The sequence below is a fragment of the Streptomyces sp. UW30 genome, from assembly GCF_008042075.1.
Classification (GTDB): domain Bacteria; phylum Actinomycetota; class Actinomycetes; order Streptomycetales; family Streptomycetaceae; genus Streptomyces.
Map to the genome: position 1 here is coordinate 557,302 of NZ_RDBN01000005.1, position 23,698 is coordinate 580,999.

A 23,698-nucleotide genomic window follows, 5' to 3' on the forward strand; every position below is an offset into this window, starting at 1 on the left:
TCACAAAAAGGGAGGAACGCGGCACTGAGGGGTAGTGAAAGAAGCAAATCCGTTCCCAAAACGGTCAGTTATGGTGCTGAATGGAAGTGCGGGGATACGCGACGGCGCACGCCCGGCACAGCGGCAGGGGCGTGCACGACCGCACAACTGGCGGCTGAGAGGAGTTTGTTCGTGCATGCTTTCTCGGACGGCACCACAGCGACATCGACGGCGGTCCCGGTTCCACCGTCGCTCTCTCTCCCGATGATCGAAGCGGCCTTTCCCAGGCAACTGCATCCGTATTGGCCCCTGCTCCAGGAGAAGACCCGCGCCTGGCTGCTGGAAAAACGTCTGATGCCGGCCGACAAGGTCGAAGAATATGCCGACGGACTTTGCTACACCGACCTGATGGCGGGGTACTACATTGGTGCCCCCAACGAGGTGCTGCAGGCGATAGCGGACTACAGCGCGTGGTTCTTCGTCTGGGACGACCGGCATGACCGCGACATCGTCCACCACCGCCCCGCCGCCTGGCGGCGGCTCAGAGACCGCCTGCACGCGGCGCTCGACTCCCCCGAGGACCATCTGCACCACAAGGACCCGCTGGTCGCGGGGTTCGCGGACAGTGTGACGCGGCTGTACTCGTTCCTGCCCCGGACCTGGAACGTCCGGTTCGCCCGGCACTTCCATGCCGTGATCGAGGCGTACGACCAGGAATTCCACAACCGTACGGATGGGATAGTCCCCACCGTCGAGGAATACCTGGAACTGCGCCGGCTCACCTTCGCGCACTGGATCTGGACCGATCTGCTGGAGCCGAGCGCCGGAATGGAACTCCCGGACTTCGTGCGAAATCATCCGGCATATCAGCGGGCGGCCCTACTGAGTCAAGAATTTGCCGCCTGGTACAACGACCTGTGTTCGTTCCCGAAGGAAATCGCGGGCGACGAGGTGCACAATCTCGGAATCAGCCTCATCGCCCACAAGGGGCTGACGCTGGAAGAAACGGTGGCGGAAGTCAGGCGACGGGTCGAGGACTGCGTCTCCGATTTCCTGGTGGCCGAGCGCGAGGCTCTGGAATTCGCGGACCTTCTCTCCGGCGGCACGCTGTGGGGAAGGGAACTCGGTGCCGCCGTGCGCGCTTGCGTCGGCAATATGCGCAACTGGTTCAGCTCCGTCTACTGGTTCCACCACGAGTCCGGCCGTTACCGGGTCGACAGCTGGGACGACCGGTCCACGCCCCCGTACGTCAACAACGAAGCGGCAGGTGAGAAATGACCGTCGAGTCCGTCCACCCCGAGACCCGGCCCCGTGCGGCCTCGGACCTTCGTCAACCGCCCCTCGCGGGCGGGGGAGTTCCGCTTCTCGGCCACGGCTGGAAGATGGTCCGTGATCCGCTGGCCTTCATGACGACGCTGCGCGATCACGGCGACGTCGTACGGATCAAGCTCGGACCGAAGACCGTGTACGCCGTCACCACGCCGGACCTCACCGGCGCGTTGGCGCTCAGCACCGACTTCGAGATCGCCGGGCCCTTGTGGGAGTCCCTGGAGAGCCTGCTCGGCAAGGAGGGCGTGGCCACCGCCAACGGCCCCCGGCACCGGCGTCAGCGGCGCACCATCCAGCCCGCCTTCCGGCTCGACGCGATCCCCGGGTACGGGCCGATCATGGAGGAGGAGGCGCATGCGCTGACCGAGCGCTGGAAGCCCGGCGAGACCATCGACTGCACCTCCGAGTCCTTCCGGATCGCCGTGCGCATCGTCGCCCGCTGTCTGCTGCGCGGCGCGTACATGGACGAGCGGGCCGACCGGCTGTGTGCCGCGCTCGACACCCTCTTCCGCGGCATGTACCGGCGGATGGTGATCCCCCTCGGGCCGCTTTACAAGCTGCCGCTCCCAGCCAACCGCGCATTCAACGACGCCCTGGCCGATTTCCATCTCCTGGTCGACGAGGTCGTCGCCGAACGCCGGGCATCCGGTCAAAAGCCGGACGATTTGCTGACGGCATTGCTGGAGGCGAAGGACGGCAATGGCGACCCCATCGGGGAGCAGGAGATCCACGATCAGGTCGTCGCGATATTCACCGCGGGTGCGGAAACCGTGGCCTCCACGATCTTGTGGCTGCTCCATGTGCTCGCGGAACATCCGGAACACGCCGACAAGATACGCACGGAGGTCGAATCGCTCACCGGCGGCCGACCTGTGGCATTCGGGGACGTCCGCAGCCTGCGGCACACCAACAATGTCGTGGTGGAGGCGATGCGTTTGCGCCCCGCGATCTGGATTCTTACGCGACGGGCGGTGACCGATACGTCACTCGGTGGCTATCGCATTCCGGCCGGGGCCGACATCGTCTACAGCCCCTACGCCGTCCAGCGCGACCCGAAGTCGTACGTGCGCAACGTCGAGTTCGACCCCGACCGCTGGCTTCCCGAACGCGTCAAGGAGGTGCCGAAATACGCCATGAGCCCGTTCGGCGTCGGCAACCGCAAGTGCCCGAGCGACCACTTCTCGATGGCCATGCTGACGCTGATCACGGCGGCGCTGTCCACCGAGTACCGCTTCGAGCAGGTGCCCGGTTCGAACGACGCGACCCGGGTGGGGATCACCCTGCACCCGCACACGCTGCTGCTGAGGCCGGTGCCGAGGGACCGGCGCGGGCAGTGACGGCCTACGCGGCGCTCGGCCCCTGGAACGTCCGCCGGTAGGAGTTGGGGGTCGTGCCCAGCGCCTGTACGAACTGATGGCGCAGCGCGGCCGCGGTACCGAACCCCGTGCGGCCCGCGATCGCGTCCACGGTCTCGTCCGTCGCCTCCAGCAACTCCTGGGCCAGCAGTACTCGTTGGCGCAGGATCCAGCGGTAGGGAGTCGTCCCGGTCTCCTGCTGGAAGCGGCGGGCGAACGTGCGCGGGGACATGTGCGCGCGCTCGGCGAGCTGCTCGACGGTGACGTCCTCGTCGAGGTGGCGCTCCATCCAGGCCAGCACCTCGCCGACCGTGTCGCAGTGCGAGCGCGGCAGCGGACGCTCGATGTACTGGGCCTGCCCGCCGTCCCGGTGCGGCGGCACCACCATGCGCCGGGCGATCTTGTTGGCGACCTCGGGTCCCTGCTCCTGCCGGACGATGTGCAGACAGGCGTCGATACCGGCGGCGGTGCCGGCGCTGGTGACCACCGGCCCTTCGTCGACGTAGAGCACGTCCGGCTCGACGATCGCCCGCGGGTGCTGTCGGGACAGTTCCCCGGCGTGCTTCCAGTGCGCACTGCACCGCCGTCCGTCGAGCAGCCCGGCCGCGCCCAGCACAAAGACGCCGGAGCACACGCTGAGCACCCGCGCCCCCCGCTCGACGGCCCTGACCAGGGCGTCCAGCAGCTCGGGCGGATAGTCGCGGACGACATAGTCGCGCCCGGCCGGCACGGCGATCAGGTCGGCCTCGTCCAGCCGCTCCAGACCGTAGGGCGTGGAGACGGAGAGCCCGCCGACATGGGTGCCCAGCGTCGGTCCCTCCGCCGAGACGACGGCGAAGTCGTACGTGGGCAGGTCCTCGTCGCTGCGGTCGATGCCGAAGACCTCGCAGACGACGCCCAGTTCAAAGGGGTGTACGCCGTCGAGGAGGACGGCGGCGACGTTTTTCAGCATGCTGCCAGTGTGCCTCGGAAGTGGCAGTAAATCGAGGGTGTGCGGCAGTCCTGCCACTGTTTGTAAGGAGTGTTCAGCGCGACAGTGGTGTCATGACTACAGAACAGACACAGACACTGCTCGCCATGGTCGCCGTTCTCGGCATGTTCGTGGTCCTGGTCCTCCCGTCACTGATCGGCGCGGCGCGCGACCGGCGCATCGACCGACAGATCAGGGAGGCCCAGGGACGCAACGAGCCCGAGGCTCAGAAGTCCTCGTCCAGGTCGACGGTGCCCTCCACCGCCACCTGGTACGCCGACGGACGCCGCTCGAAGAAGTTGGTCAACTCCTGAACACCCTGCAGCTCCATGAAGGAGAAGGGGTTCTCGGAGCCGTACACCGGAGCGAAGCCGAGGCGCGTCAGACGCTGATCGGCGACACACTCCAGGTACTGCCGCATCGACTCGGTGTTCATGCCCGGGAGGCCGTCACCGCACAGGTCGCGCCCGAACTGGAGCTCGGCCTCGACGGCCTCCCTCAGCATGTCGGTGACCTCCTGCTGAAGCTGGTCGTCGAAGAGTTCCGGCTCCTCCTTGCGGACGGTGTCGACCACGTCGAACGCGAAGGACATGTGCATCGTCTCGTCGCGGAACACCCAGTTGGTGCCGGTGGCGAGGCCGTGCAGCAGGCCCCGGCTGCGGAACCAGTAGACGTACGCGAAGGCGCCGTAGAAGAACAGGCCCTCGATGCACGCGGCGAAGCAGATCAGGTTCAGCAGGAAGCGACGCCGGTCGGCCTTGGTCTCCAGGCGCTCCAGCTTCTCGACCTCGTTGATCCACTTGAAGCAGAACTCGGCCTTCTCGCGGATGGACGGGATGTTCTCGACGGCGTCGAAGGCCGCGGCCCTGTCCTCCGGGTTCGGGAGGTAGGTGTCCAGCAGCGTCAGATAGAACTGGACGTGCACGGCCTCCTCGAAGAGCTGACGGCTCAGGTAGAGCCGCGCCTCGGGGGAGTTGATGTGCTTGTACAGCGTCAGCACCAGGTTGTTCGCCACGATCGAGTCGCCCGTCGCGAAGAACGCGACCAGCCGGCCGATCATGTGCTGCTCACCCTCGGACAGCTTCGCGAGGTCGGCGACGTCCGAGTGGAGGTCGACCTCCTCGACGGTCCAGGTGTTCTTGATCGCGTCCCGGTAGCGCTCGTAGAAGTCCGGGTAGCGCATGGGACGCAGGGTCAGTTCGAAGCCCGGGTCGAGGAGATTGGCGTTACGGGTGGTCATTACTGGCAGGCCTCGCAGGACTCGGGGTTTTCCAGGGAGCAGGCGACGGCGTCGGGCTCGGCGACCTGCTGGACGGGGATGGACTTCTCGGGCTGAGCCTGCGCCTGGGCGGCGCGGGCGATGCGGGTCGCCGGGCGCGAGCGCAGGTAGTACGTCGTTTTCAGGCCCTGCTTCCAGGCGTACGCGTACATCGAGGAGAGCTTGCCGATGGTCGGTGTCTCCAGGAACAGGTTCAGGGACTGCGACTGGTCCAGGAACGGCGTCCGGTCGGCGGCCATGTCGATCAAGCCGCGCTGCGGGATCTCCCACGCCGTGCGGTACAGGGCCCGTACGTCCGCCGGGATCCAGGCGAAGTCCTGCACCGAGCCGTTCGCGTCGCGAAGGGCCTCACGGGTGCGGGCGTCCCACACGCCGAGCGCCTTGAGCTCGTTGACCAGGTAGGAGTTGACCTGGAGGAACTCGCCGGAGAGCGTCTCGCGCTTGAACAGGTTGGAGACCTGCGGCTCGATGCACTCGTAGACACCGGCGATGGACGCGATGGTGGCGGTGGGGGCGATGGCCAGCAGCAGGGAGTTGCGCATGCCGGTCGTGGCGATACGGCTGCGCAGGGCGGCCCAGCGCTCCGGCCAGGTCAGCTCGACTCCGTAGTGGTCGGGGTGCAGCACACCCTTGGCCGTACGGGTCTTCTCCCAGGCCGGCAGCGGACCGCTCCGCTCGGCGAGGTCCGCGGACGCCTCGTACGCGGCGAGCATGATGCGCTCGGCGATCCGCGTGGAGAGGGCCTTGGCCTCCGGCGAGTCGAAGGGCAGCCGCATCTTGAAGAAGACGTCCTGCAGACCCATCGCGCCCAGGCCCACCGGCCGCCACTTGGCGTTCGACCGGCCCGCCTGCTCGGTCGGGTAGAAGTTGATGTCGACGACGCGGTCGAGGAAGGTGACGGCGGTGCGCACGGTGGCGTCGAGCCGCTCCCAGTCGATGTCGCCCGTCATCGTGTCGACAAAGGCACCCAGGTTCACCGACCCCAGGTTGCAGACCGCCGTCTCCCCGTCGTCGGTGACCTCCAGGATCTCCGTGCAGAGGTTGGAGGAGTGCACGACGTGGCCCGGCAGGGCCGTCTGGTTGGCGGTGCGGTTGGCGGCGTCCTTGAAGGTCATCCAGCCGTTGCCGGTCTGCGCGAGGGTGCGCATCATGCGGCCGTACAGGTCACGGGCCGGGATGGTCTTCTTCGCGAGCCCGGCCGCCTCCGCCTTGCGGTAGGCCGCGTCGAACTCCTCGCCCCACAGGTCCACCAGCTCGGGCACGTCCGACGGCGAGAAGAGCGACCACGGTTCGTCGGCGTTGACCCGGCGCATGAACTCGTCCGGGACCCAGTGCGCGAGGTTCAGGTTGTGCGTACGGCGGGCGTCCTCACCGGTGTTGTCGCGCAGCTCCAGGAACTCCTCGATGTCGGAGTGCCAGGTCTCCAGGTAGACGGCCGCGGCGCCCTTGCGCCGGCCGCCCTGGTTCACGGCGGCGACCGAGGCGTCGAGGGTCTTCAGGAACGGGACGATGCCGTTGGAGTGCCCGTTGGTGCCGCGGATCAGTGAACCCCGGGAGCGGATGCGGGAGTAGGACAGCCCGATGCCGCCGGCGTGCTTCGAGAGGCGGGCGACCTGGTGGTAGCGGTCGTAGATGGAGTCGAGCTCGTCCTTGGGGGAGTCCAGGAGGTAGCAGGACGACATCTGGGGGTGCCGGGTGCCGGAGTTGAAGAGCGTGGGGGAGGAGGGGAGGTAGTCGAGGCGGCTCATGAGCCCGTAGAGCGCGGCGACTTCGTCGAGAGAGCGGACGGTGTCGTCCTCGGCGAGACCGGCGGCGACGCGCAGCATGAAGTGCTGGGGCGTCTCGACGACCTTGCGGGTGAGGGGGTGCCGGAGCAGATAGCGGCTGTGCAGGGTGCGCAGGCCGAAGTAGCCGAAGCGGTCGTCGGCGTGCCGGTCGACCAGCGCGTCGAGGCGGGCCGCGTGCAGGCGCACGAACTCGGCGGTCCGGTCGGCGATGAGGCCCTCGCGGTGGCCGACGGCGACCGACTCGGTGAAGGACGTCACGCCCTGCGAGGCGGCCTCGGCGGCGATGGAGACGGTCAGCAACCGGGCGGCCAGCCTGCTGTAGGCGGGGTCCTCGGAGATGAGACCGGCCGCCGCCTCGGTGGCCAGCTCGCGCAGCTCCGCCTCGTCCGCGAAGGCGGACCGGCCGCGCAGCGCGGCGGCGGCGACCCGGCCGGGGTCGGCGTCGGGGAGGTCGGCGGTCAGCTCGGTCAGGGTCCGCAGCAACGCGGTTCCCGGAGCGTCCTCGTCCGTCAGGACGGTCGGGACGGCTGAGGCCGGGTCTGCTGGCGCGATGGTCACGTGGGGGCTCTCCCTCGCTCGGCACGGGGGCCTTGCGGAGGGCAGGGGGCAGCACACGAGCGCACGCGGCGTCGCGTCCACCGGCCCACTCCACGAGGCCCGGACGTCAGAGCGCACCGGCCGGGTGGCCGGGCGCGCTGTCGACAGGTCCTCGGACTGACTCCTGTGCCCGCCGGGTCCCGGGAACGGAGTCCTGGGAACAGACATGCACAAGTACACCGTTGCGGGACAGTTCCGGATTCGCACCGGATTCCCCTGCGGCGACAGCGAGGACGAGCATACATCTTGTGCTCACCCGCCACGCCACCCCCAGATGTTGTGTCGCGCTGGTTTCAGAGCGTCAACTCATAGGTGAGGAGAGTGATGTCGTCCAGGTGCGGGATCGGATTCCAGTCCCGCTCGGGTGTGCGAACGAAACCCAGCCTCTCGTAGATGCGATGGGCGCTGTGCATGGTGCTCTGGGTCGACAGGACGATCCGTACGCAGCCCTCCGTGGTCCGGGCGCGGTCGACGCAGGCGCGCACGAGGGCCTCGCCGACGCCGCGTCCGCGGGCCGCGCGGTCCACGGCGAGCATCCGGATCTCCGCCTCGCCGGAACCGGCCAAGTCGGCCATGGGGCCGCCGCTCGGCACGAAGGTCACCCCGCCCAGCAGCCGGCCGTCCGCGACGGCCGCCAGCACCTCGGCGGCGGCCGCGCGCTTGGCCACGTCCCTGAGCTCGCCGAGGTACTCGTCGCTCTCGCCGAAGTCGAGGAGTCCGTCGTGGAGGTATGCCCGGGCGGTGATCTCACCGAGCGCGTCGAACTCGCCGGGTGCCGCCGGCCGGATCGCGATGTCCATACGGCCGAGTCTGCCGGACGGCCACGACGGCGGGCCCGTGGATTTCCGCCGAGGGCCGCCGGGTTGCGGGGAGTTCCGGGAGTGTTTCCATGGAGATAGGTGTCGGCGCCTCGCGGTCGCTCCGTTTCGAGAGCAGTTCTCGGAAGGAGACGAACGATGACGAGGGTCGTCCGTCGCCCGCCCGGCAAGAAGCGGCCGCGCGACGCGCCGATGGCGACGCTGGCTCCGAGACGGGCGGGCAACTGGTTCAGGCAGGGGGCCGTGGGCCACTGGCACCGGCTGACGATTCGCCTGGAGGCCCGCGGCGGCACCGCCCGCCCCAGGAAGTGGCGCCGCTGGTTCACCTACACCAATGTCACCCGGGCCATCTGGACGGTGGCCGCGCTGGCCGTGCTCGCGTGGGTGGTGGAGGGCCTGTACATCGTGCTCTCGGGCCACACGACCGGCTTCGAGAAGTGGCGGCAGGACAACAACGACGGATTCGAGACGGTCCTGCGTTTCGTCGGCCCGGTGCTCGCCGCGTCGCTCGCCGCCGCGCTCTTTCTGTTCTGGTGGTACCGGTGGACCAAGCGGCGCTATCTCGCCAAAGCACGGAGCGACCCCCACCGGCTGGTGCTCACCGCCGGCCCGGACACCGCCGAGATCGTGGGCCGGGAGGAGATCGCCCAGGTCATCGCCGAACGGCTGCGCGACCGCGACACGCGCCGGCCCTATTTGCTGGTCGGCGGCGTCGGTGTGGGCAAGACCGCCGTCCTGGTACGGCTCACCGAACTGCTGGCGGAGCAGAACGCCGTACCTGTGCCGATCCGGCTGCGGGACGCGAACGGCGGCAGCGACCTGAACTTCGAACGCATGGCCAAGGAGCGCTTCATCGACGAGGCGCCCCGGGGCATCCTCGCGCGCACCAAGACCGAGCGGGTCTGGCAGCAACTGCTCGCCGACGACAAACCGGTCGTCATCGCCGACGGACTGGAGGAGGCCCTCCTCGGTGACGGCCTCCAGCAGAACCGGGACAACATCATCCGGCGGGCCATCGAGCGTGCCTACGAGGAGAAGCTGCCCCTCGTCATCGCCTCCCGCCCGCACAGCCCGCTGGAGAGCACCCCGGCCGCGATCGTGGAGCTGGAACCGCTCAGCGAGGAGGAGGCGCTGCGGTTCGTCCAGGCTCGCGTCCCGGAGACGGACGAACGCCGCGTGGACTGGATCGTGGAGACGGCGGAGGTGACCGAGTCGCCCGTCTACCTCCAGATCGCCCGCGAACTGCACCGCCACGGAGCCCTGGAGCACGACCGGCCGGACAACGACCCGCAGCACATGAACACCCGCAGCCGCGACCGCGGCACGCTGCGGCTGTGGCTGCTGGAGACCTGGGACGAGGCGCTGTGCGAGGGCCGGCTGCGCCCGGACGTCGCGCTGAGCCGGCGGGACCGCCGCGACGCCGTCGAAGTGGTCTCCGCCCTGGCCTGCGTGGGACTGCTCCAGGACAAGCTGGAGGTCGGCCTCGGGGAACTGCTCGACTCGGACGTCCACCCCGGTCCGATGCGGCGCGCACAGGCCCGCGCCGAGCACCTGTGGGCCGGCGGACGCGCCTTCGACCGGTACGGCAGGCGCGGGAACGTCTTCTCCGAGTGGCACCGGCAGCAGATCTGGGACGTGCTGTGCCGGCGGATCGGCCCGGACGAGAGGAGGCGGCTGCGCGGGGGCAACATGGACCAGTGCCGCTCCGCCCTCGCCCGGATCATGCGCAACGCGGACAAGCTGGGCCTGGTGGAGGGCTTCGAGCGCAAGGTCCGTTTCCCGCACAGCATCATCCAGGCCTACTTCGGCTACCGCGTGCTGCGGCAGCTCGGCGAGCGGGGCGCCGGCGAGCTCGTGGAGCACGTGCTCCAGCCGCCCGGACCCAGCCGCGAACTGCTCATGGCCCTGGTGCTGTTGTCGCGCCGCCGGGCGGCGAGGGCCAGGGCCCGCCGGGAGGGCGTCCGGGCCGAGGTGAGGAAAGAGGCCGAGGAACGGCTTCGCCGGTCACGGGTGGGCGGGCACAGCCTGGCCCAGCGGCTCTGCAAGGCCGCGGAACGCCGCACGGACGATCCGAAGGCGCTCGACCTGTACGCCGCCGCCGTGGAGATCGAGAGCGTGGAGGACACTCCGCGGCTGCTGGGGGACATCCTGGACGAAGTGCGCGGAACCTGGGCCGGTTTCAAGGGCGACCGGCGCAGCCTCGACGACGCCAAACTGCGGCTGCTCAGGCAACTCGGAGCCGCCCTGCGCAGCGTCTCCGACCGGATCGACACCACTCCGCTCTACGAGCAGCTCGTCCAGATCGGCGTGAAGGAACCCTCCTACTCGATACGCCTGGCAGCCGCCCAGGAGTTCGGCACCGGCGGCAACGCGGCGTTCGCCGTGATCCGCGGGCGGGTCGGGCTGAGCAGCGACCCCGTGCAGGAGTACGACGACCGGCTCGGCGAGCTGAAGGCCTGGAAACGCGGTGAGTACGAGCATTGGGCCGAGCGCATGGCGCGGGCGCGGACCGCGGGCGCGCCCTCGCGGGCCAGGACCGAGCGCATCGCCCGGCTCCAGCAGGACCGGCGCACGCTCAACCAGGAGTACCGCAGGAAACGGGTCGATCTGTTCCGGGAGTTCGTGATGCGTGCCTGGATGATCCCCATGCTGCTGGGCTCCGTCGACGAGGCACACCATGACGAGGCCCGCGAACGTCTCACCAGGTGGCTGCGCCATCTGGACCCGAAGGCCACCGGGGGCGCCCCCGATCTGCCGCTCGCCCTGGAGGCCGCGCTGGCCCAGGGCTTCAAGTACGCGGCCAACCGGCGGATCCGGCATCCGCAGGCCTACCAGGGCGGTCGCGATGACCTGATCCGGCAGGCGGAGACGGTGCTCCAGCAGTCCCGCTGCTGGTACGCGCAGGTCATGCTGCTCCAGGCGCTGTGCCTGTGGGAGCTCCCCGACAGCGTGGGCGTCCATGAGCGGGAGGCACACGCGATGCCGGTCAAGGACGGGCACGGCGGCGGGCACGAGCCGCCCCAGGCGCTGGGCGGGGCGAGTGCCGTGCAGACCGTGGAGCGTTGGCTTTCCATGGCCGGCACGGTGAACCGCGCATCCGGGCATCCCGAGGCGAACGGCACCTCGCCGCCTCAGCCCCTGCATCCGTTCGTCGCCGAGGCAGGGGATCTGGTGGCCCTCGCGCTGGAGACCGGGCAGCCCGAGCGGTTCCTCTGGATCGACGAGAAGGGCGTCGCCGACAACATCGGCGCGCGCACCGGCAACCCCGAGGGGTACCGCAAGCACAACCTGTGGATCCCGCCCTCGGTCGGCTGGAGCACCCTCGACGCGCGCGCCCAGCGCCTGGTGGCCGACGTGCTGGTGATGCTGAACCTCATCGAACGGGACGGGCATCCGGACGAGGTCGAGGAGCGGATGACCCGCGCGGAGCAGCCGGGGACGTCACTTCCGCCGTGCATCCGCAGCGACCGCGGCCCGCTGCGGCCCGACCTGCGGGCCGGCATGGCGGACCCACCCACACCGGGAGCGACCTGCCTGCCCGACTGCAAGTTCCAGCTCTGCCCCTACCCGCCCCGGGGCTGTGTGCCGCGCGGGGAGATCCGGGAGCCGTTCTGCCGCCAGCAACAGGCCCTGCTGCCCGGACGGGTGCGCCGGCATCTGCCCCGGGGGCTGCGCAGGAAGACACCGCGCTGGGTCAGCATGCGGGTCCGCGAACTCGACGGCTTCTGGCAGCAAATGGCCGGACGTACGCGCAGCTGATGCGGTACGCCCGGCCTCCTTGCGGCTGAACTAGTGGGACGCCACCGGCAGTTCCGTCTTGACGCCGGGGTCGCCCGCGTCCGCCGTGTAGTCCTCCGGCTTCGTCTCGTCGACGCCCTCCGGGGCCTTCATCGCCTTCAGGACGAAGGTCAGGACGACCGTCACCACCACGTTGAGCACGAACGCGGTCAGGCCGATGTAGCCGATCTCCCCGATGCCCGGGATCTCCTTCGCCGAGCCGCCAAAGTGCTTCTGCGTCGGGGAGGCGACGCCGTACGCGGCGACCGTGCCGTAGATCATGCCGACCGCCCAGCCGGCCAGCAGGGCCCAGCGGTGGAACCAGCGGGTGAACAGGCCGCCGACCAGGGCCGGGAAGGTCTGCAGGATCCAGATGCCGCCCAGGAGCTGGAAGTTGATGGCGACCGTCTTGTCCATCGTCAGGACGAAGACCAGTGCGCCCACCTTCACCAGCAGGGACACGATCTTGGAGACCTGGGTCTCCTGCTGGGGCGTGGCATCCGGCTTGATGAAGTCCTTGTAGATGTTGCGGGTGAACAGGTTCGCGGCCGCGATGGACATGATGGCCGCCGGCACCAGCGCGCCGATGCCGATCGCCGCGAAGGCCACGCCCGCGAACCAGTCCGGGAACATCGTCTCGAACAGCTGCGGGATCGCCAGCTGGCCGTTGTCCACCTTGATCCCGGCCGCGATCGCCATGAAGCCCAGCAGGGCGAGCAGGCCCAGCATCAGGGAGTACAGCGGCAGGATCGTGGTGTTGCGGCGGATCACGTCACGGCTGCGGGAGGACAGCGTCGCGGTGATCGAGTGCGGGTACATGAACAGCGCGAGCGCGGAACCCAGCGCCAGCGTGGCGTACGTCCACTGCCCCGCCTCGCCCGGGACCAGCGCACCGCGCGGCGCGCCCGTGGCCGGGTTGGTCTGGCTGTACGCCTCGCCCGCCTTGGCGAAGATCTCGTCGAAGCCGCCCAGCTTGATCGGGATGTAGATGATCGCCACCGCGATGACGATGTAGATCAGCGTGTCCTTCACGAACGCGATCAGCGCCGGGGCCCGCAGACCCGAGGAGTAGGTGTACGCGGCCAGCACACCGAAGGCGATGAGCAGCGGCAGGTCCTTGATGAACCAGTTCGTGTTCTCGCCGCCGCCGACGCCCATCACGTCCAGCACGGCCTGGATGCCGACGAGCTGGAGCGCGATGTACGGCATCGTCGCCAGGATGCCGGTCACGGCGACCGCCAGCGACAGGCCCTTCGAGCCGAACCGGCCGCGCACGAAGTCCGAGGTCGTCACATAGCCGTGCTTGTGCGAGACCGACCACAGGCGCGGCAGGAAGGTGAAGATCAGCGGGTACACGAGGATCGTGTACGGCACCGCGAAGAAGCCGGCCGCGCCCGCCGCGTAGATCGCCGCGGGTACGGCGACGAAGGTGTACGCCGTGTAGAGGTCGCCGCCGAGCAGGAACCAGGTGACCCAGGTGCCGAACGACCGGCCGCCCAGGCCCCATTCGTCGAGGCTGTGCTCGTTCTCGGCCTTGCGCCAGCGCGCGGCCAGGAAGCCCATGACCGTGACGGCCAGGAAGAAGAAGATGAAGACGCCGAGTGCGACGCCGTTCACGCCGTCGTTCATTCCGGCGCACCGCCCTTCTGGGAGGCGCGGGACCGCTGGTCACGCTGCCACAGCTTGTACGCGACCATCGTCAGCAGCGTGGAGATCAGCACCCACAGCATCTGGTACCAGTAGAAGAACGGGATGCCGGCGAACGCCGGGTCGGTCTTGGCATACGAACCGACCCACAGCATCGCCGCGAAGGGCGCAACGAGGCAGAGCGCGATGACGACCCGTACAGGCGTCACCACCGGCCCTCTGTTCACTTCCGGCGCATCTGACATCTGACGGCTCCGTCCCCTCACTGATCACCTGAGAAACGCCCGGGCAATGTAGGTGACGGTGCAACGACAGCGGAAGACCCTGTCCGCATATCGGATGTGGAGGGTTGGTGTGCACGGCACCCTTCGGGTGGCGATGCGCTCAGCAGCAGCGGAACCCCTGGCGCGGGTCGGCCTCCTGACGGTCCGTCCGCATCCGCTCGAAGTCACGCCGGGAGGGCACCGGCGCGTCCGGATGCCCGTGTCGTACATGCGTGACATAGCGGTCGTACGCCGACTCGTCGGTCAGCTCGCGCAGGTACCAGCGCACGCTACCGAGTACCCGCCTCAGCGACCGCACGGCGCTCCTCCTCCTTCTCCTCCTGCGTCGGGAACAGCCCGGCCGGAGCGATGATCTTCGACTCGACGTACGGCGCCTCTTGAAGCGTGGACAGGGCCGGACGGCGCACGTGCCGGACGCAGACCCGGGTGGCGTCGACGATCACGACGACGATCAGGATCGCGAGGGCCGCCGTGAGGACGCCGTCCACCGTGGAGTTGGTGACCACGGTGTGCATGTCGTCCATGGTCTTGGCGGGCGGCAGGACCTCGCCGCGGTCGATGGCGTCCTGGAAGACCTGACGCTGCTTGAAGAAGCCGACCCTGGGGTCGCTGGAGAACACCTTCTGGTAGCTGGCGGTCAGGGTGACTGTCGCGTCCCAGGCGAGCGGAACCCCGGTGATCCAGGCCCACTTGAGGCGCCCGGACTTCACCAGCAGGGTCGTGCAGACGGCGAGGGCGACCGCCGCGAGGAGCTGGTTCGAGATGCCGAAGATCGGGAAGAGCTGGTTGATGCCGCCGAGGGGTTCGTGGACGCCCACCCACAGGAAGTAGCCCCACAGACCGCACACGACGGCGCTGGTGATCGCCAGGCCCGGCTTCCAACTGACGTTCTTGAAGGGCCGGTAGACGTTGCCCAGAATGTCCTGGAGCATGAACCGGCCCACGCGTGTGCCGGCGTCCAGCGCGGTCAGGATGAACAGCGCCTCGAACATGATCGCGAAGTGATACCAGAAGGCACGCAGACCGCCCCCGGTGACCTGCGAGAAGATCTCCGACACACCGATGGCGAGGGTGGGCGCGCCGCCGGTCCGGGAGAGCAGGGACGCCTCCTCGACGTTCTTCGCCGCCTGGGCCAGGTCCTGCGGGGAAATCTGGTAGCCCCAACTGCCCACGACCTGCGAGGCGTTCTGCACGGTGTCGCCGATGACCCCGGCGGGCGCGTTCATCGCGAAGTACAGGCCCGGGTCGATGATGCTGGCCGCCACCAGCGCCATCACGGCGACCGACGACTCCATCAGCATGGAGCCGTAGCCGATCATCCTGACCTGCGTCTCCTTCTGGATCATCTTCGGCGTCGTACCCGACGAGATCAGCGCATGGAAGCCGGACAGGGCGCCGCAGGCGATGGTGATGAAGACGAAGGGGAACAGCGAGCCCGCGAAGACCGGGCCGTCGCCGCGTGAGGCGAAGTCCGTCACCGGGTCCATCTTCAGCGTCGGCAGGGCGATGACCACGCCGAGGGCGAGCAGGAAGATCGTGCCGATCTTCATGAAGGTCGACAGGTAGTCACGCGGCGCGAGCAGCATCCACACCGGCAGGATCGAGGCGATGAAGCCGTACGCCACCATCCAGACGACCAGCGTCGAGGGCGCGAGGGTGAAGGTGTCGGCCCAGGACGACTCGGCGACCCAGCGGCCCGCGACCAGTGCGAGCAACAGCAGCGCGACGCCGATCAGCGACACCTCGCTGACCCGGCCGGGGCGCAGGACCCGCAGGTAGAAGCCCATCAGCAGGGCGATCGGGATGGTCATCGCGATGGAGAAGGTGCCCCACGGGGACTGCGCGAGGGCGTTGACGATCACCAGGGCCAGCACACCGAGCAGGATGATCATGATGGTGAAGGTGGCCAGCAGCGCGGCCGCGCCGCCGAACGGACCGATCTCCTCGCGCGCCATCTGCCCCAGCGAGCGTCCGTCACGGCGGGTGGAGAAGAAGAGCACCACCATGTCCTGGACCGCGCCCGCGAAGATGACGCCGACGATGATCCAGATCGTGCCCGGGAGATACCCCATCTGCGCGGCCAGCACGGGCCCGACCAGCGGACCGGCGCCGGCGATGGCGGCGAAGTGGTGGCCGAGCAGGACGCGGCGGTCGGTCGGGTGGTAGTCGATGCCGTTGTTGAGGCGTTCGGCGGGGGTGGCCCTGGTGCTGTCGACCTTCAGGACCTTGTACGCGATGAACTTGCTGTAGAAGCGGTAGGCGATGGCGTACGAGCCGAGGGCGGCCGCGACCATCCAGGCGGCCGAGACCTCCTCACCGCGCGAGAGTGCCAGTACGGTCCACCCGGTCGCGCCGACGAGCGCGACAAGGCTCCAGACGACGATGGTTCGGACGTTCGCGGTACGCACCGGGGAGTCCTCCCGTCCATGCGGCGACGGGAGGAACGTAGAACAGGAAGAGGGGATGCGCTACACCGCGTGCACTACCTCAAGTGGCTTATTCCTGAGGCCGCTTGAGCCGTGCCACGAACTTGTAGCGGTCCCCCCGGTACACCGACCGCACCCACTCCACCGGCTGCCCGTCCCGGTCCAGCGAGTGCCGGGACAGCATCAGCATCGGCAGGCCCACGTCCGTGCCGAGCAGGCCGGCCTCGCGCGGGGTGGCCAGCGAGGTCTCGATGGTCTCCTCGGCCTCGGCGAGATGGACGTCGTAGACCTCGGCGAGCGCGGTGTACAGGGAGGTGTACTTCACGAGGCTGCGTCTGAGGGCCGGGAAGCGCTTGGCCGACAGATGCGTGGTCTCGATGGCCATCGGCTCGCCGTTCGCCATGCGCAGCCGCTCGATGCGCAGCACCCGGCCGCCGGCGGTGATGTCGAGCAGGTCGGCGAGGCGGTCGTCGGCGGTGATGTAGCCGATGTCCAGCAGCTGGGAGGTCGGCTCCAGGCCCTGGGCGCGCATGTCCTCCGTGTAGGAGGTGAGTTGCAGCGCCTGGGAGACCTTCGGCTTGGCGACGAACGTGCCCTTGCCCTGGATGCGCTCCAGGCGCCCCTCGACGACCAGCTCCTGAAGAGCCTGACGCACGGTCGTGCGGGAGGTGTCGAACTCGGCGGCCAGGGTGCGCTCGGGCGGGACCGGGGTGCCGGGCGCCTGGGTCTCCGTCATGTCGAGGAGGTGCTTCTTCAGGCGGTAGTACTTGGGCACGCGGGCGGTACGGACGGTCGCGCCGTTCTCGTTCTCCGCACTGCTGACGTCGGTGCTCATGCTTCGCCTTCCCGGCTCCGGATGCGGGTCACATCGTGATCCCTTCTGTATACCGTCGCCGCCACTTTTGGTCTAGTCCATGCCGCCGAGTGGTCTAGCGGATGAGAGTACTCCGGCGTCGGTGTTTTCGCTGGCTTCTTACTTAAAGGTTCCTTCATATGTAGGTCCCATAACGGCTGGTCAGGGCCCTTCCGTGACCCTTGACAGGGCTTTTGGTCTGGTCCAAGCTCCCCGTACTGGTCTACACCATTGGTCCAGGTCCCGGCCCAACGCTCGTGCGGGGAGGCAGGGGGGTTTGTGGCATCCCTGAGGAGGGTGGCGTGAAGCGCAAGCTGATATCCGCGATCGGTGTCGCGGGCATGATGATCTCCCTGGCGGCGTGCGGGGGCGACAACGGCGACGGCGGCGACAAGGCAGGGGCCGACGGTTACGCGGGCGAGACGCTCACGGTCTGGGTGATGGACGGCTCCTCCCCGGATCAGTGGCAGAAGGACGTCCAGGCCGCCTTCGAGAAGAAGACCAAGGCCAAGGTCAAGTTCGAGATCCAGCAGTGGAACGGCATCCAGCAGAAGCTGACCACCGCCCTGTCGGAGGAGAACCCGCCGGACGTCTTCGAGATCGGCAACACCCAGACTCCGGCCTACGCCAAGACCGGCGGCCTCGCCGACCTCGCCGACCTCAAGACCGGGATCGGCGCCGACTGGGCCGAGTCCCTGAACGAGTCGTCCATCTTCGACGGCAAGCAGTACGCCGCCCCGTGGTACTTCGCCAACCGCGTCGTCCTCTACAACAAGAAGGTCTGGGCCGACGCCGGCATCAAGGACACCCCGAAGACCCGCGACGAGTTCTACGCCGACCTCAAGCAGATCGGCGCGAAGACCGACGCCGAGCCCATCTACCTGCCGGGCCAGAACTGGTACCACTTCGTCGGCCTGACCATCGGTGAGGGCGCCGAGCTGGTGAAGAAGGACGGCGACAAGTACGTCTCCAACCTCGCCGACCCCAAGGTCGCCGCCGCCATGGAGACGTACAAGAAGTTCCAGGCGCTGTCCAAGGCGCCCAAGGACAAGGACGAGGCGACCCCGCAGCAGGCCGAGGTGTTCGCCAAGGGCAACGTCGGCGCCTTCATCGGCATGGGCTGGGAAGCCGGAACGGCGATCGCGGCCAACAAGAAGATCGAGAAGGACATCGGCTACTTCACCATCCCCGGTGCCACGGCCGACAAGCCCGAGGGCGTCTTCCTCGGCGGCTCCAACCTCGCCGTCGCCGCGGGCAGCAAGAAGCAGGAGCTCGCCAAGGAGTTCCTGAAGATCGCCCTGTCCGACCAGTACGAGGGCGAGCTCGCCAGGCAGAACGGCGTCATCCCGAACAAGGAGTCCCTCCAGACCAACCTGAAGGGCAACGCCGTCGCCGAGGCCGCCGCGCCGGCCGCCGCGGGCGGTGGCACCACGCCGCTGATCCCGGAGTGGGCCGCCGTGGAGAACGCGCCCAACCCGGTCAAGACGTACATGACCGCCGTGCTGAACGGTAAGTCGCCGGCCGAGGCTGCCGCGCAGGTCGAGGACGAGTTCAACAAGCGACTGGCCCAGCAGCAGTAACGGCACCGGGTTCGCGCCGGGGCGGGGGATGCGCGTGACGCCCCCCGCCCCGGCGACCGTACGCGGGTCCCCGTACGCGGGTCCCCCCGTACGCAGGTCGAGATACGCAGGCCGAGAAGAGAGATCGCGAGCATGACCGTGCAGACCGAACGGCCGCCCTCCGGTCCGGTGGACGTAGTGAAGAAAGCCGAGAGCGGCTCCGCCGGACCGCGGCCCCGAGCCGCGTCCCGCCTCGGCGCGCTCACCCCGTACCTTCTGCTGCTGCCGGCCTGCGCGGCCACCGTGCTGCTGCTCGGCTGGCCGCTGGTGAAGGACGTCCTGCTGTCGTTCCAGAACCTCAACATGGCGCAGCTGATCCAGCACGTCACCGAGTGGAACGGCATCGACAACTACAAGGAGGTCCTCACCGGCGAGGACTTCTGGCGCGTCACCCTGCGCTCGATCCTGTTCACGGCGGTCAACGTCGCCCTGATCATGGCCCTGGGCACCCTGGTCGGCCTGCTGCTCGCCCGCCTCGGCCAGCGGATGCGGGTCATGCTGCTGCTCGGGCTCGTGCTGGCCTGGGCGATGCCCGTGGTCGCTGCGAGCACCGTCTACCAGTGGCTGTTCGCGCAGCGCTTCGGCGTCGTCAACTGGGTGCTGGACAAGCTGGGTTGGCACTCCATGGCCGACTACAGCTGGACCAGCAGCCAGATGTCGACGTTCTTCGTGGTCACGGTGCTGATCGTCTGGATGTCGATCCCGTTCGTCGCGATCAACCTGTACGCGGCCACGACCACCATCCCGGGCGAGCTGTACGAGGCCGCGGCGCTGGACGGCGCGGGCGCCTGGAAGAGCTTCACCACGGTGACCCTGCCCTTCCTGCGGCCGTTCCTCTACGCCACGACCTTCCTGGAGATCATCTGGGTCTTCAAGGCGTTCGTGCAGGTCTTCACCATCAACGGCGGCGGCCCCGACCGGCTCACCGAGATCCTGCCCGTCTACGCCTACATCGAGGGCGTCGGCAACCAGCACTACGGCATGGGCGCCGCGATCGCCGTCCTGACCATCCTGATCCTGCTCGGCCTGACCGCGTACTACCTCAGGATCGTGCTCAAGCAAGAGGAGGACGAGCTGTGAAGCGCTCGCTCTTCGGCCGCCTGTGGCCCAACGTCACGGCCGTCGTCCTGTTCATCGGCTTCGTCTTCCCCGTGTACTGGATGTTCTCCACGGCATTCAAGCCGACCGGCGACATCATCTCCGAGGACCCGGTGTGGTTCCCGACCGACATCACCTTCGAGCACTTCAAGCGGGCGACCGGCGTCGACCACTTCTGGACCTACGTCACCAACTCGCTGATCGTGACCCTGTGCGCGGTCGGCTTCGCCCTGGTCATCGCGCTGGCGGGCTCCTTCGCCCTGGCCCGGATGCGGTTCAAGGGGCGGCGCGGGTTCGTCATCGGCTTCATGATGGCCCAGATGGCGCCCTGGGAGGTCATGATCATCGCGATGTACATGATCGTGCGGGACGCGTCGCTGCTGAACAGCCTCGTGCCGCTGACGGTCTTCTACATGATGATGATCCTGCCCTTCACCATCCTGACCCTGCGCGGCTTCGTCGCCGCCGTGCCGCGGGAGCTGGAGGAGGCCGCGATGGTCGACGGCTGCAGCCGCGCCCAGGCGTTCCGCAAGGTCATCCTGCCGCTGCTGGCGCCGGGCCTGATGTCCACGTCCCTGTTCGGCTTCATCACCGCATGGAATGAATTCCCCCTGGTCCTGGTGCTGAACAAGGAGGCCGAGGCGCAGACCCTGCCACTGTGGCTGTCCAGCTTCCAGACCGCCTTCGGCAACGACTGGGGCGCGACGATGGCGGCGTCCTCCCTCTTCGCCATCCCCATCCTGATCCTCTTCGTCTTCCTGCAGCGCAGGGCTGTCAGCGGCCTGACGGCCGGCGCCGTGAAGGGATAACGCCACCCGATGACGACATTCGCCAGCGGCACCGACACTCTGACGCGTGACGCCCTGACCGTTCTGCAGCCCGGCTTCACCGGCACCACCGCCCCCGACTGGCTGCTGCGCCGGCTCGGCGAGGGCCTCGCCTCCGTCGGCCTGTTCGGCCGCAACATCGCCTCGCCCGAGCAACTGGCAGCCCTGACCGCCCAGTTGCGCGCCGAACGCGACGACGTCCTGGTCGCGATCGACGAGGAGGGGGGTGATGTGACGCGGCTGGAGGTGCGCACCGGTTCCAGCTTCCCCGGCAACCACGCGCTCGGCGCGGTGGACGACGTGGAGCTGACGCGGGAGGTGGCCTTCGAGATGGGCCGCCGCCTGGCCGCCTGCGGAGTGAACCTCAACTGGGCCCCGTCGGCCGACGTGAACTCCAACCCCTCGAACCCGGTCATCGGCGTACGTTCCTTCGGCGCCGACACCGCCCTGGTCGCCCGGCACACCGCCGCCTACGTCACCGGCCTGCAGTCGGCGGGCGTCGCGGCCTGCACCAAGCACTTCCCCGGCCACGGCGACACCGCGGTCGACTCCCACCACGCCCTGCCCCGTATCGACGCGGACGCCTCGGTGCTGGCGGAGCGCGAACTCTCCCCGTTCCGCGCGGCGATCGCCGCCGGCACGCGGGCGGTGATGAGCGCGCACATCCTCGTCCCCGCCCTCGACCCGGACCGCCCGGCGACCCTCTCCCGCCCGGTCCTGACCGACCTCCTGCGCGGCGAACTCGGCTACACCGGCCTCATCGTCACCGACGGCATGGAGATGCAGGCCATCGCCGCCACCTACGGCATCGAACGCGGCAGCGTCCTCGCCATCGCGGCCGGCGCCGACGCGATCTGCGTGGGCGGCGGCCTGGCGGACGACGAGACGGTACGGCGCCTGCGCGACGCGTTGGTCGCGGCGGTCCGCTCGGGCGAACTGGCCGAGGCCCGGCTGGCGGAGGCGGCGGAACGCGTCCGCGAGCTGGCCCGCTGGACGGCGACGACGGCGGTACCGGCGGCCGAGGGTGAGGGACGCAAGGACATCGGCCTCGTCGCCGCTCGCCGCGCCCTGAGGGTGACGGCGGCGTCGCCCTTCACTCCGCTCACCGAAGCGCCGTTCGTCGCCGCGTTCACCCCGGTCGCGAACATCGCGGTGGGCGACGAGACCCCGTGGGGCGTGGCGGCCGAACTGGCCCGCCTCCTCCCCGGCACGCAGACGGGCAGTTACACGGGCGAGGACGCGGCCCGAGCGGCCCTCGAAGCGGCCGGCAGCCGCCGAGTCGTGGCCGTGGTCCGCGACGAACACCGCCACCCCTGGATGGCGGCGGCCCTGGACACCCTCCTGTCGTCCCGCCCCGACACGATCATCGTCGAGATGGGCGTCCCCCAGGCGTCCCCCCGAGGCGCCCTGCACATCGCCACCTACGGGGCGGCCAGGGTGTGCGGGCGGGCGGCGGCGGAGGTCATCGCGGGGGAGTGAGCGCACACCGACCGCCGAACCGCCCCTGCGGGGGCGGGAACACGGTGATCGAACACCTGGGATAGCGTCCCTCTCACTCCGGACGAGTGAGAGGGACGTCGTGCAGTTTCAGGTTCAGACGCGTGGACGGCGTGGGCGCCGGTGGGTCGCCTTCGGGATGATCGCGTTCGGAACGGTGTTCCTGGTCGTCGGGCTGATCCTGGCGGGGATATCGGTCTCGTTCCTCGCGGACGCGGAGCGCGCCCGGGGCACGGTGGTGGAACTGGAGTGGCGCAGCGACGACAACGGCGCTTCCCGCAAGGCCCGGGAGAGCAACAGGCCCGTGGCCTACCCGGTGGTCGAGTTCACGTCGGCCGACGGCACGTCAAGGACGTTCCGCGGCTCGACGGGATCCAATCCGCCGTCGTACGAGGAGGGCGAGCAGGTCGAGGTCCTCTACCGCGCCGATTCTCCCGAGGACGCCCGGATCAACGGCTTCGCCTCGCTGTGGCTGCTGCCGCTGATCTTCGGCGGGCTCGGGCTCGTGATCGCGGGCATCGGGACGGCTGTCGCGGTGCTCGGGCGGCGGCGCACTGGCTGAGCCGGCCCGGAACCCGCGTACACGGCCTGCTCAGATCCCTTGCCACTCCGGCTTGTTGACGTAGGTGTGCCGGAAGTAGTCGGCCAGCTTCAGCTTCGACGCGGCCGCCTCGTCGACGACGACCGTGGCGTGCGGGTGCAGTTGCAGCGCCGAGGCCGGACAGACGGCCGCGACCGGTCCCTCGACGGTCGCCGCGACCGCGTCCGCCTTGCCCTCGCCGGTGGCCAGCAGCACCAGGTGCCGCGCCTCCAGGATCGTGCCGATCCCCTGCGTGATGACGTGATGCGGGACCTGGTCGATGTCCCCCTCGAAGAACCGCGCGTTGTCGATGCGGGTCTGCTCGGTCAGCGTCTTGATCCGCGTCCGCGAAGCCAGCGACGAACAGGGCTCGTTGAACCCGATGTGCCCGTCGGTCCCGATCCCGAGCAACTGCAGGTCCACGCCACCGGCGGCGGCCAGCGCCGCGTCGTACGCCTCGCACGCACCCTGTACGTCCTCGGCCGTACCGTCCGGCCCCATGAACGCGTCCATCCCGATCCCGAGCGGCTCCAGCACCTCGCTGCGCAGCACCGAGCGGTAGGACTCGGGGTGCTCGGCGGGCAGTCCCACATACTCGTCGAGCTGCGCGATCCGCGCCCGCGAGACGTCCACGGCCCCGGAGCGGACCTTGGCCGCGAGCGCCGCGTAGATGGGCAGCGGCGTCGACCCGGTGGCCACGCCGAGCACGGCGTCGGGCCTGCGCCCGAGCAGCTGGGCCATGGCCTCGGCTATCAGCTCGCCACCCGCCTTGGCGTCCGGAACGATGACAACTTCCACGCTGGGCCTGCCGATCTGAAGAGGGTCTCGAAGGGCACCCTGAAAGGGGCATGTGGTTTAGACCAATCTAACAGAGCGGGGACCCCGAGGCCCAGGTGAACGCAAGCCCCACGGACATTTCGAGAGCCCGCCGGGCAGGCGTCATTCCCCAGGGGGGAGTGGAATGGAGACTGTGTGT

19 protein-coding genes and 1 riboswitch are annotated in these 23,698 nt (G+C 68.9%); of the genes, 9 read left to right on the forward strand and 10 right to left on the reverse strand.

Going from position 1 to position 23,698, the window contains the following annotated elements:
• Nucleotides 1-171 precede the first annotated feature (171 nt).
• A complete protein-coding gene (cyc1, locus tag EAO75_RS04220) occupies nucleotides 172-1,257 on the forward strand; it encodes an epi-isozizaene synthase (protein ID WP_147993631.1) in 1,086 nt (361 codons plus the stop codon).
• Nucleotides 1,254-2,645 (forward strand): cytochrome P450, encoded by a 1,392-nt coding sequence (locus tag EAO75_RS04225; RefSeq protein WP_147993632.1) that lies wholly within the window; start codon nucleotides 1,254-1,256, stop codon nucleotides 2,643-2,645. Before cyc1 ends, EAO75_RS04225 begins: the two co-directional genes overlap by 4 nt.
• 4 nt (nucleotides 2,646-2,649) lie before the next feature.
• Here EAO75_RS04225 and EAO75_RS04230 read toward each other — a convergent pair whose 3' ends face one another.
• Entirely contained in the window at nucleotides 2,650-3,615 is a 966-nt protein-coding gene (locus EAO75_RS04230; protein ID WP_147993633.1) for a GlxA family transcriptional regulator, read from the reverse strand.
• Between the two features lie 92 nt (nucleotides 3,616-3,707).
• Between EAO75_RS04230 and EAO75_RS04235 the strand changes: the two genes are divergently transcribed.
• Nucleotides 3,708-3,947, forward strand: coding sequence for a hypothetical protein (locus EAO75_RS04235; RefSeq protein WP_147993634.1), 240 nt, complete (start codon nucleotides 3,708-3,710; stop codon nucleotides 3,945-3,947).
• On the opposite strand, the gene EAO75_RS04240 is transcribed toward EAO75_RS04235, so the two are convergent.
• The 3 genes from EAO75_RS04240 to EAO75_RS04250 all read right to left on the reverse strand — a co-directional run bounded on the left by EAO75_RS04240 (nucleotide 3,860) and on the right by EAO75_RS04250 (nucleotide 8,096).
• Complete coding sequence (locus EAO75_RS04240; RefSeq protein ID WP_147993635.1) at nucleotides 3,860-4,873, reverse strand: ribonucleotide-diphosphate reductase subunit beta; 1,014 nt, start codon at nucleotides 4,871-4,873, stop codon at nucleotides 3,860-3,862. The two genes, EAO75_RS04235 and EAO75_RS04240, sit on opposite strands and share 88 nt — an antisense overlap.
• Nucleotides 4,873-7,257, reverse strand: coding sequence for a ribonucleoside-diphosphate reductase subunit alpha (locus EAO75_RS04245; protein WP_147993636.1), 2,385 nt, complete (start codon nucleotides 7,255-7,257; stop codon nucleotides 4,873-4,875). Before EAO75_RS04245 ends, EAO75_RS04240 begins: the two co-directional genes overlap by 1 nt.
• A 146-nt stretch (nucleotides 7,258-7,403) precedes the next feature.
• A riboswitch (cobalamin riboswitch) is annotated at nucleotides 7,404-7,512 on the reverse strand.
• A gap of 77 nt (nucleotides 7,513-7,589) precedes the next feature.
• Nucleotides 7,590-8,096: a GNAT family N-acetyltransferase gene (locus EAO75_RS04250; RefSeq protein WP_147993637.1), complete on the reverse strand. Its 507-nt coding sequence runs from the start codon at nucleotides 8,094-8,096 to the stop codon at nucleotides 7,590-7,592.
• 156 nt (nucleotides 8,097-8,252) lie between these two features.
• On the opposite strand from EAO75_RS04250, the gene EAO75_RS04255 reads away from it, so the two are divergent.
• Complete coding sequence (locus tag EAO75_RS04255; RefSeq protein WP_147993638.1) at nucleotides 8,253-11,873, forward strand: ATP-binding protein; 3,621 nt, start codon at nucleotides 8,253-8,255, stop codon at nucleotides 11,871-11,873.
• Nucleotides 11,874-11,903: 30 nt separating this feature from the next.
• On the opposite strand, the gene mctP is transcribed toward EAO75_RS04255, so the two are convergent.
• The 5 genes from mctP to EAO75_RS04280 form a co-directional block, all read right to left on the reverse strand.
• Nucleotides 11,904-13,520 (reverse strand): monocarboxylate uptake permease MctP, encoded by a 1,617-nt coding sequence (gene mctP, locus EAO75_RS04260; RefSeq protein ID WP_147993639.1) that lies wholly within the window; start codon nucleotides 13,518-13,520, stop codon nucleotides 11,904-11,906.
• A complete protein-coding gene (locus tag EAO75_RS04265; RefSeq protein WP_147993640.1) occupies nucleotides 13,517-13,783 on the reverse strand; it encodes a DUF3311 domain-containing protein in 267 nt (88 codons plus the stop codon). The genes mctP and EAO75_RS04265 overlap by 4 nt, the downstream gene beginning before the upstream one ends.
• A 139-nt stretch (nucleotides 13,784-13,922) precedes the next feature.
• Entirely contained in the window at nucleotides 13,923-14,120 is a 198-nt protein-coding gene (locus EAO75_RS04270; RefSeq protein WP_147993641.1) for a YbdD/YjiX family protein, read from the reverse strand.
• Complete coding sequence (locus EAO75_RS04275; RefSeq protein WP_147993642.1) at nucleotides 14,092-16,230, reverse strand: carbon starvation CstA family protein; 2,139 nt, start codon at nucleotides 16,228-16,230, stop codon at nucleotides 14,092-14,094. Before EAO75_RS04275 ends, EAO75_RS04270 begins: the two co-directional genes overlap by 29 nt.
• An 88-nt stretch (nucleotides 16,231-16,318) precedes the next feature.
• Nucleotides 16,319-17,083: a GntR family transcriptional regulator gene (locus EAO75_RS04280; RefSeq protein ID WP_147993643.1), complete on the reverse strand. Its 765-nt coding sequence runs from the start codon at nucleotides 17,081-17,083 to the stop codon at nucleotides 16,319-16,321.
• A gap of 320 nt (nucleotides 17,084-17,403) precedes the next feature.
• Here EAO75_RS04280 and EAO75_RS04285 point away from each other — a divergent pair, with 320 nt between their 5' ends.
• The 5 genes from EAO75_RS04285 to EAO75_RS04305 all read left to right on the forward strand — a co-directional run bounded on the left by EAO75_RS04285 (nucleotide 17,404) and on the right by EAO75_RS04305 (nucleotide 22,704).
• Nucleotides 17,404-18,681 (forward strand): extracellular solute-binding protein, encoded by a 1,278-nt coding sequence (locus tag EAO75_RS04285; RefSeq protein ID WP_147993644.1) that lies wholly within the window; start codon nucleotides 17,404-17,406, stop codon nucleotides 18,679-18,681.
• Between the two features lie 132 nt (nucleotides 18,682-18,813).
• Entirely contained in the window at nucleotides 18,814-19,800 is a 987-nt protein-coding gene (locus tag EAO75_RS04290; RefSeq protein ID WP_147993645.1) for a carbohydrate ABC transporter permease, read from the forward strand.
• Nucleotides 19,797-20,627 (forward strand): carbohydrate ABC transporter permease, encoded by an 831-nt coding sequence (locus tag EAO75_RS04295; protein ID WP_147993646.1) that lies wholly within the window; start codon nucleotides 19,797-19,799, stop codon nucleotides 20,625-20,627. Before EAO75_RS04290 ends, EAO75_RS04295 begins: the two co-directional genes overlap by 4 nt.
• Before the next feature lie 9 nt (nucleotides 20,628-20,636).
• Nucleotides 20,637-22,124, forward strand: coding sequence for a glycoside hydrolase family 3 protein (locus EAO75_RS04300; RefSeq protein WP_147993647.1), 1,488 nt, complete (start codon nucleotides 20,637-20,639; stop codon nucleotides 22,122-22,124).
• 157 nt (nucleotides 22,125-22,281) lie between these two features.
• Nucleotides 22,282-22,704, forward strand: coding sequence for a DUF3592 domain-containing protein (locus EAO75_RS04305; protein WP_147993648.1), 423 nt, complete (start codon nucleotides 22,282-22,284; stop codon nucleotides 22,702-22,704).
• A gap of 30 nt (nucleotides 22,705-22,734) precedes the next feature.
• Here the strand turns inward: EAO75_RS04305 and nagB are convergent, their stop codons facing one another.
• On the reverse strand, nucleotides 22,735-23,520 hold the full coding sequence (gene nagB, locus EAO75_RS04310; protein WP_147993649.1) for a glucosamine-6-phosphate deaminase: 786 nt from the start codon (nucleotides 23,518-23,520) through the stop codon (nucleotides 22,735-22,737).
• Between the last annotated feature and the right edge of the window lie 178 nt (nucleotides 23,521-23,698).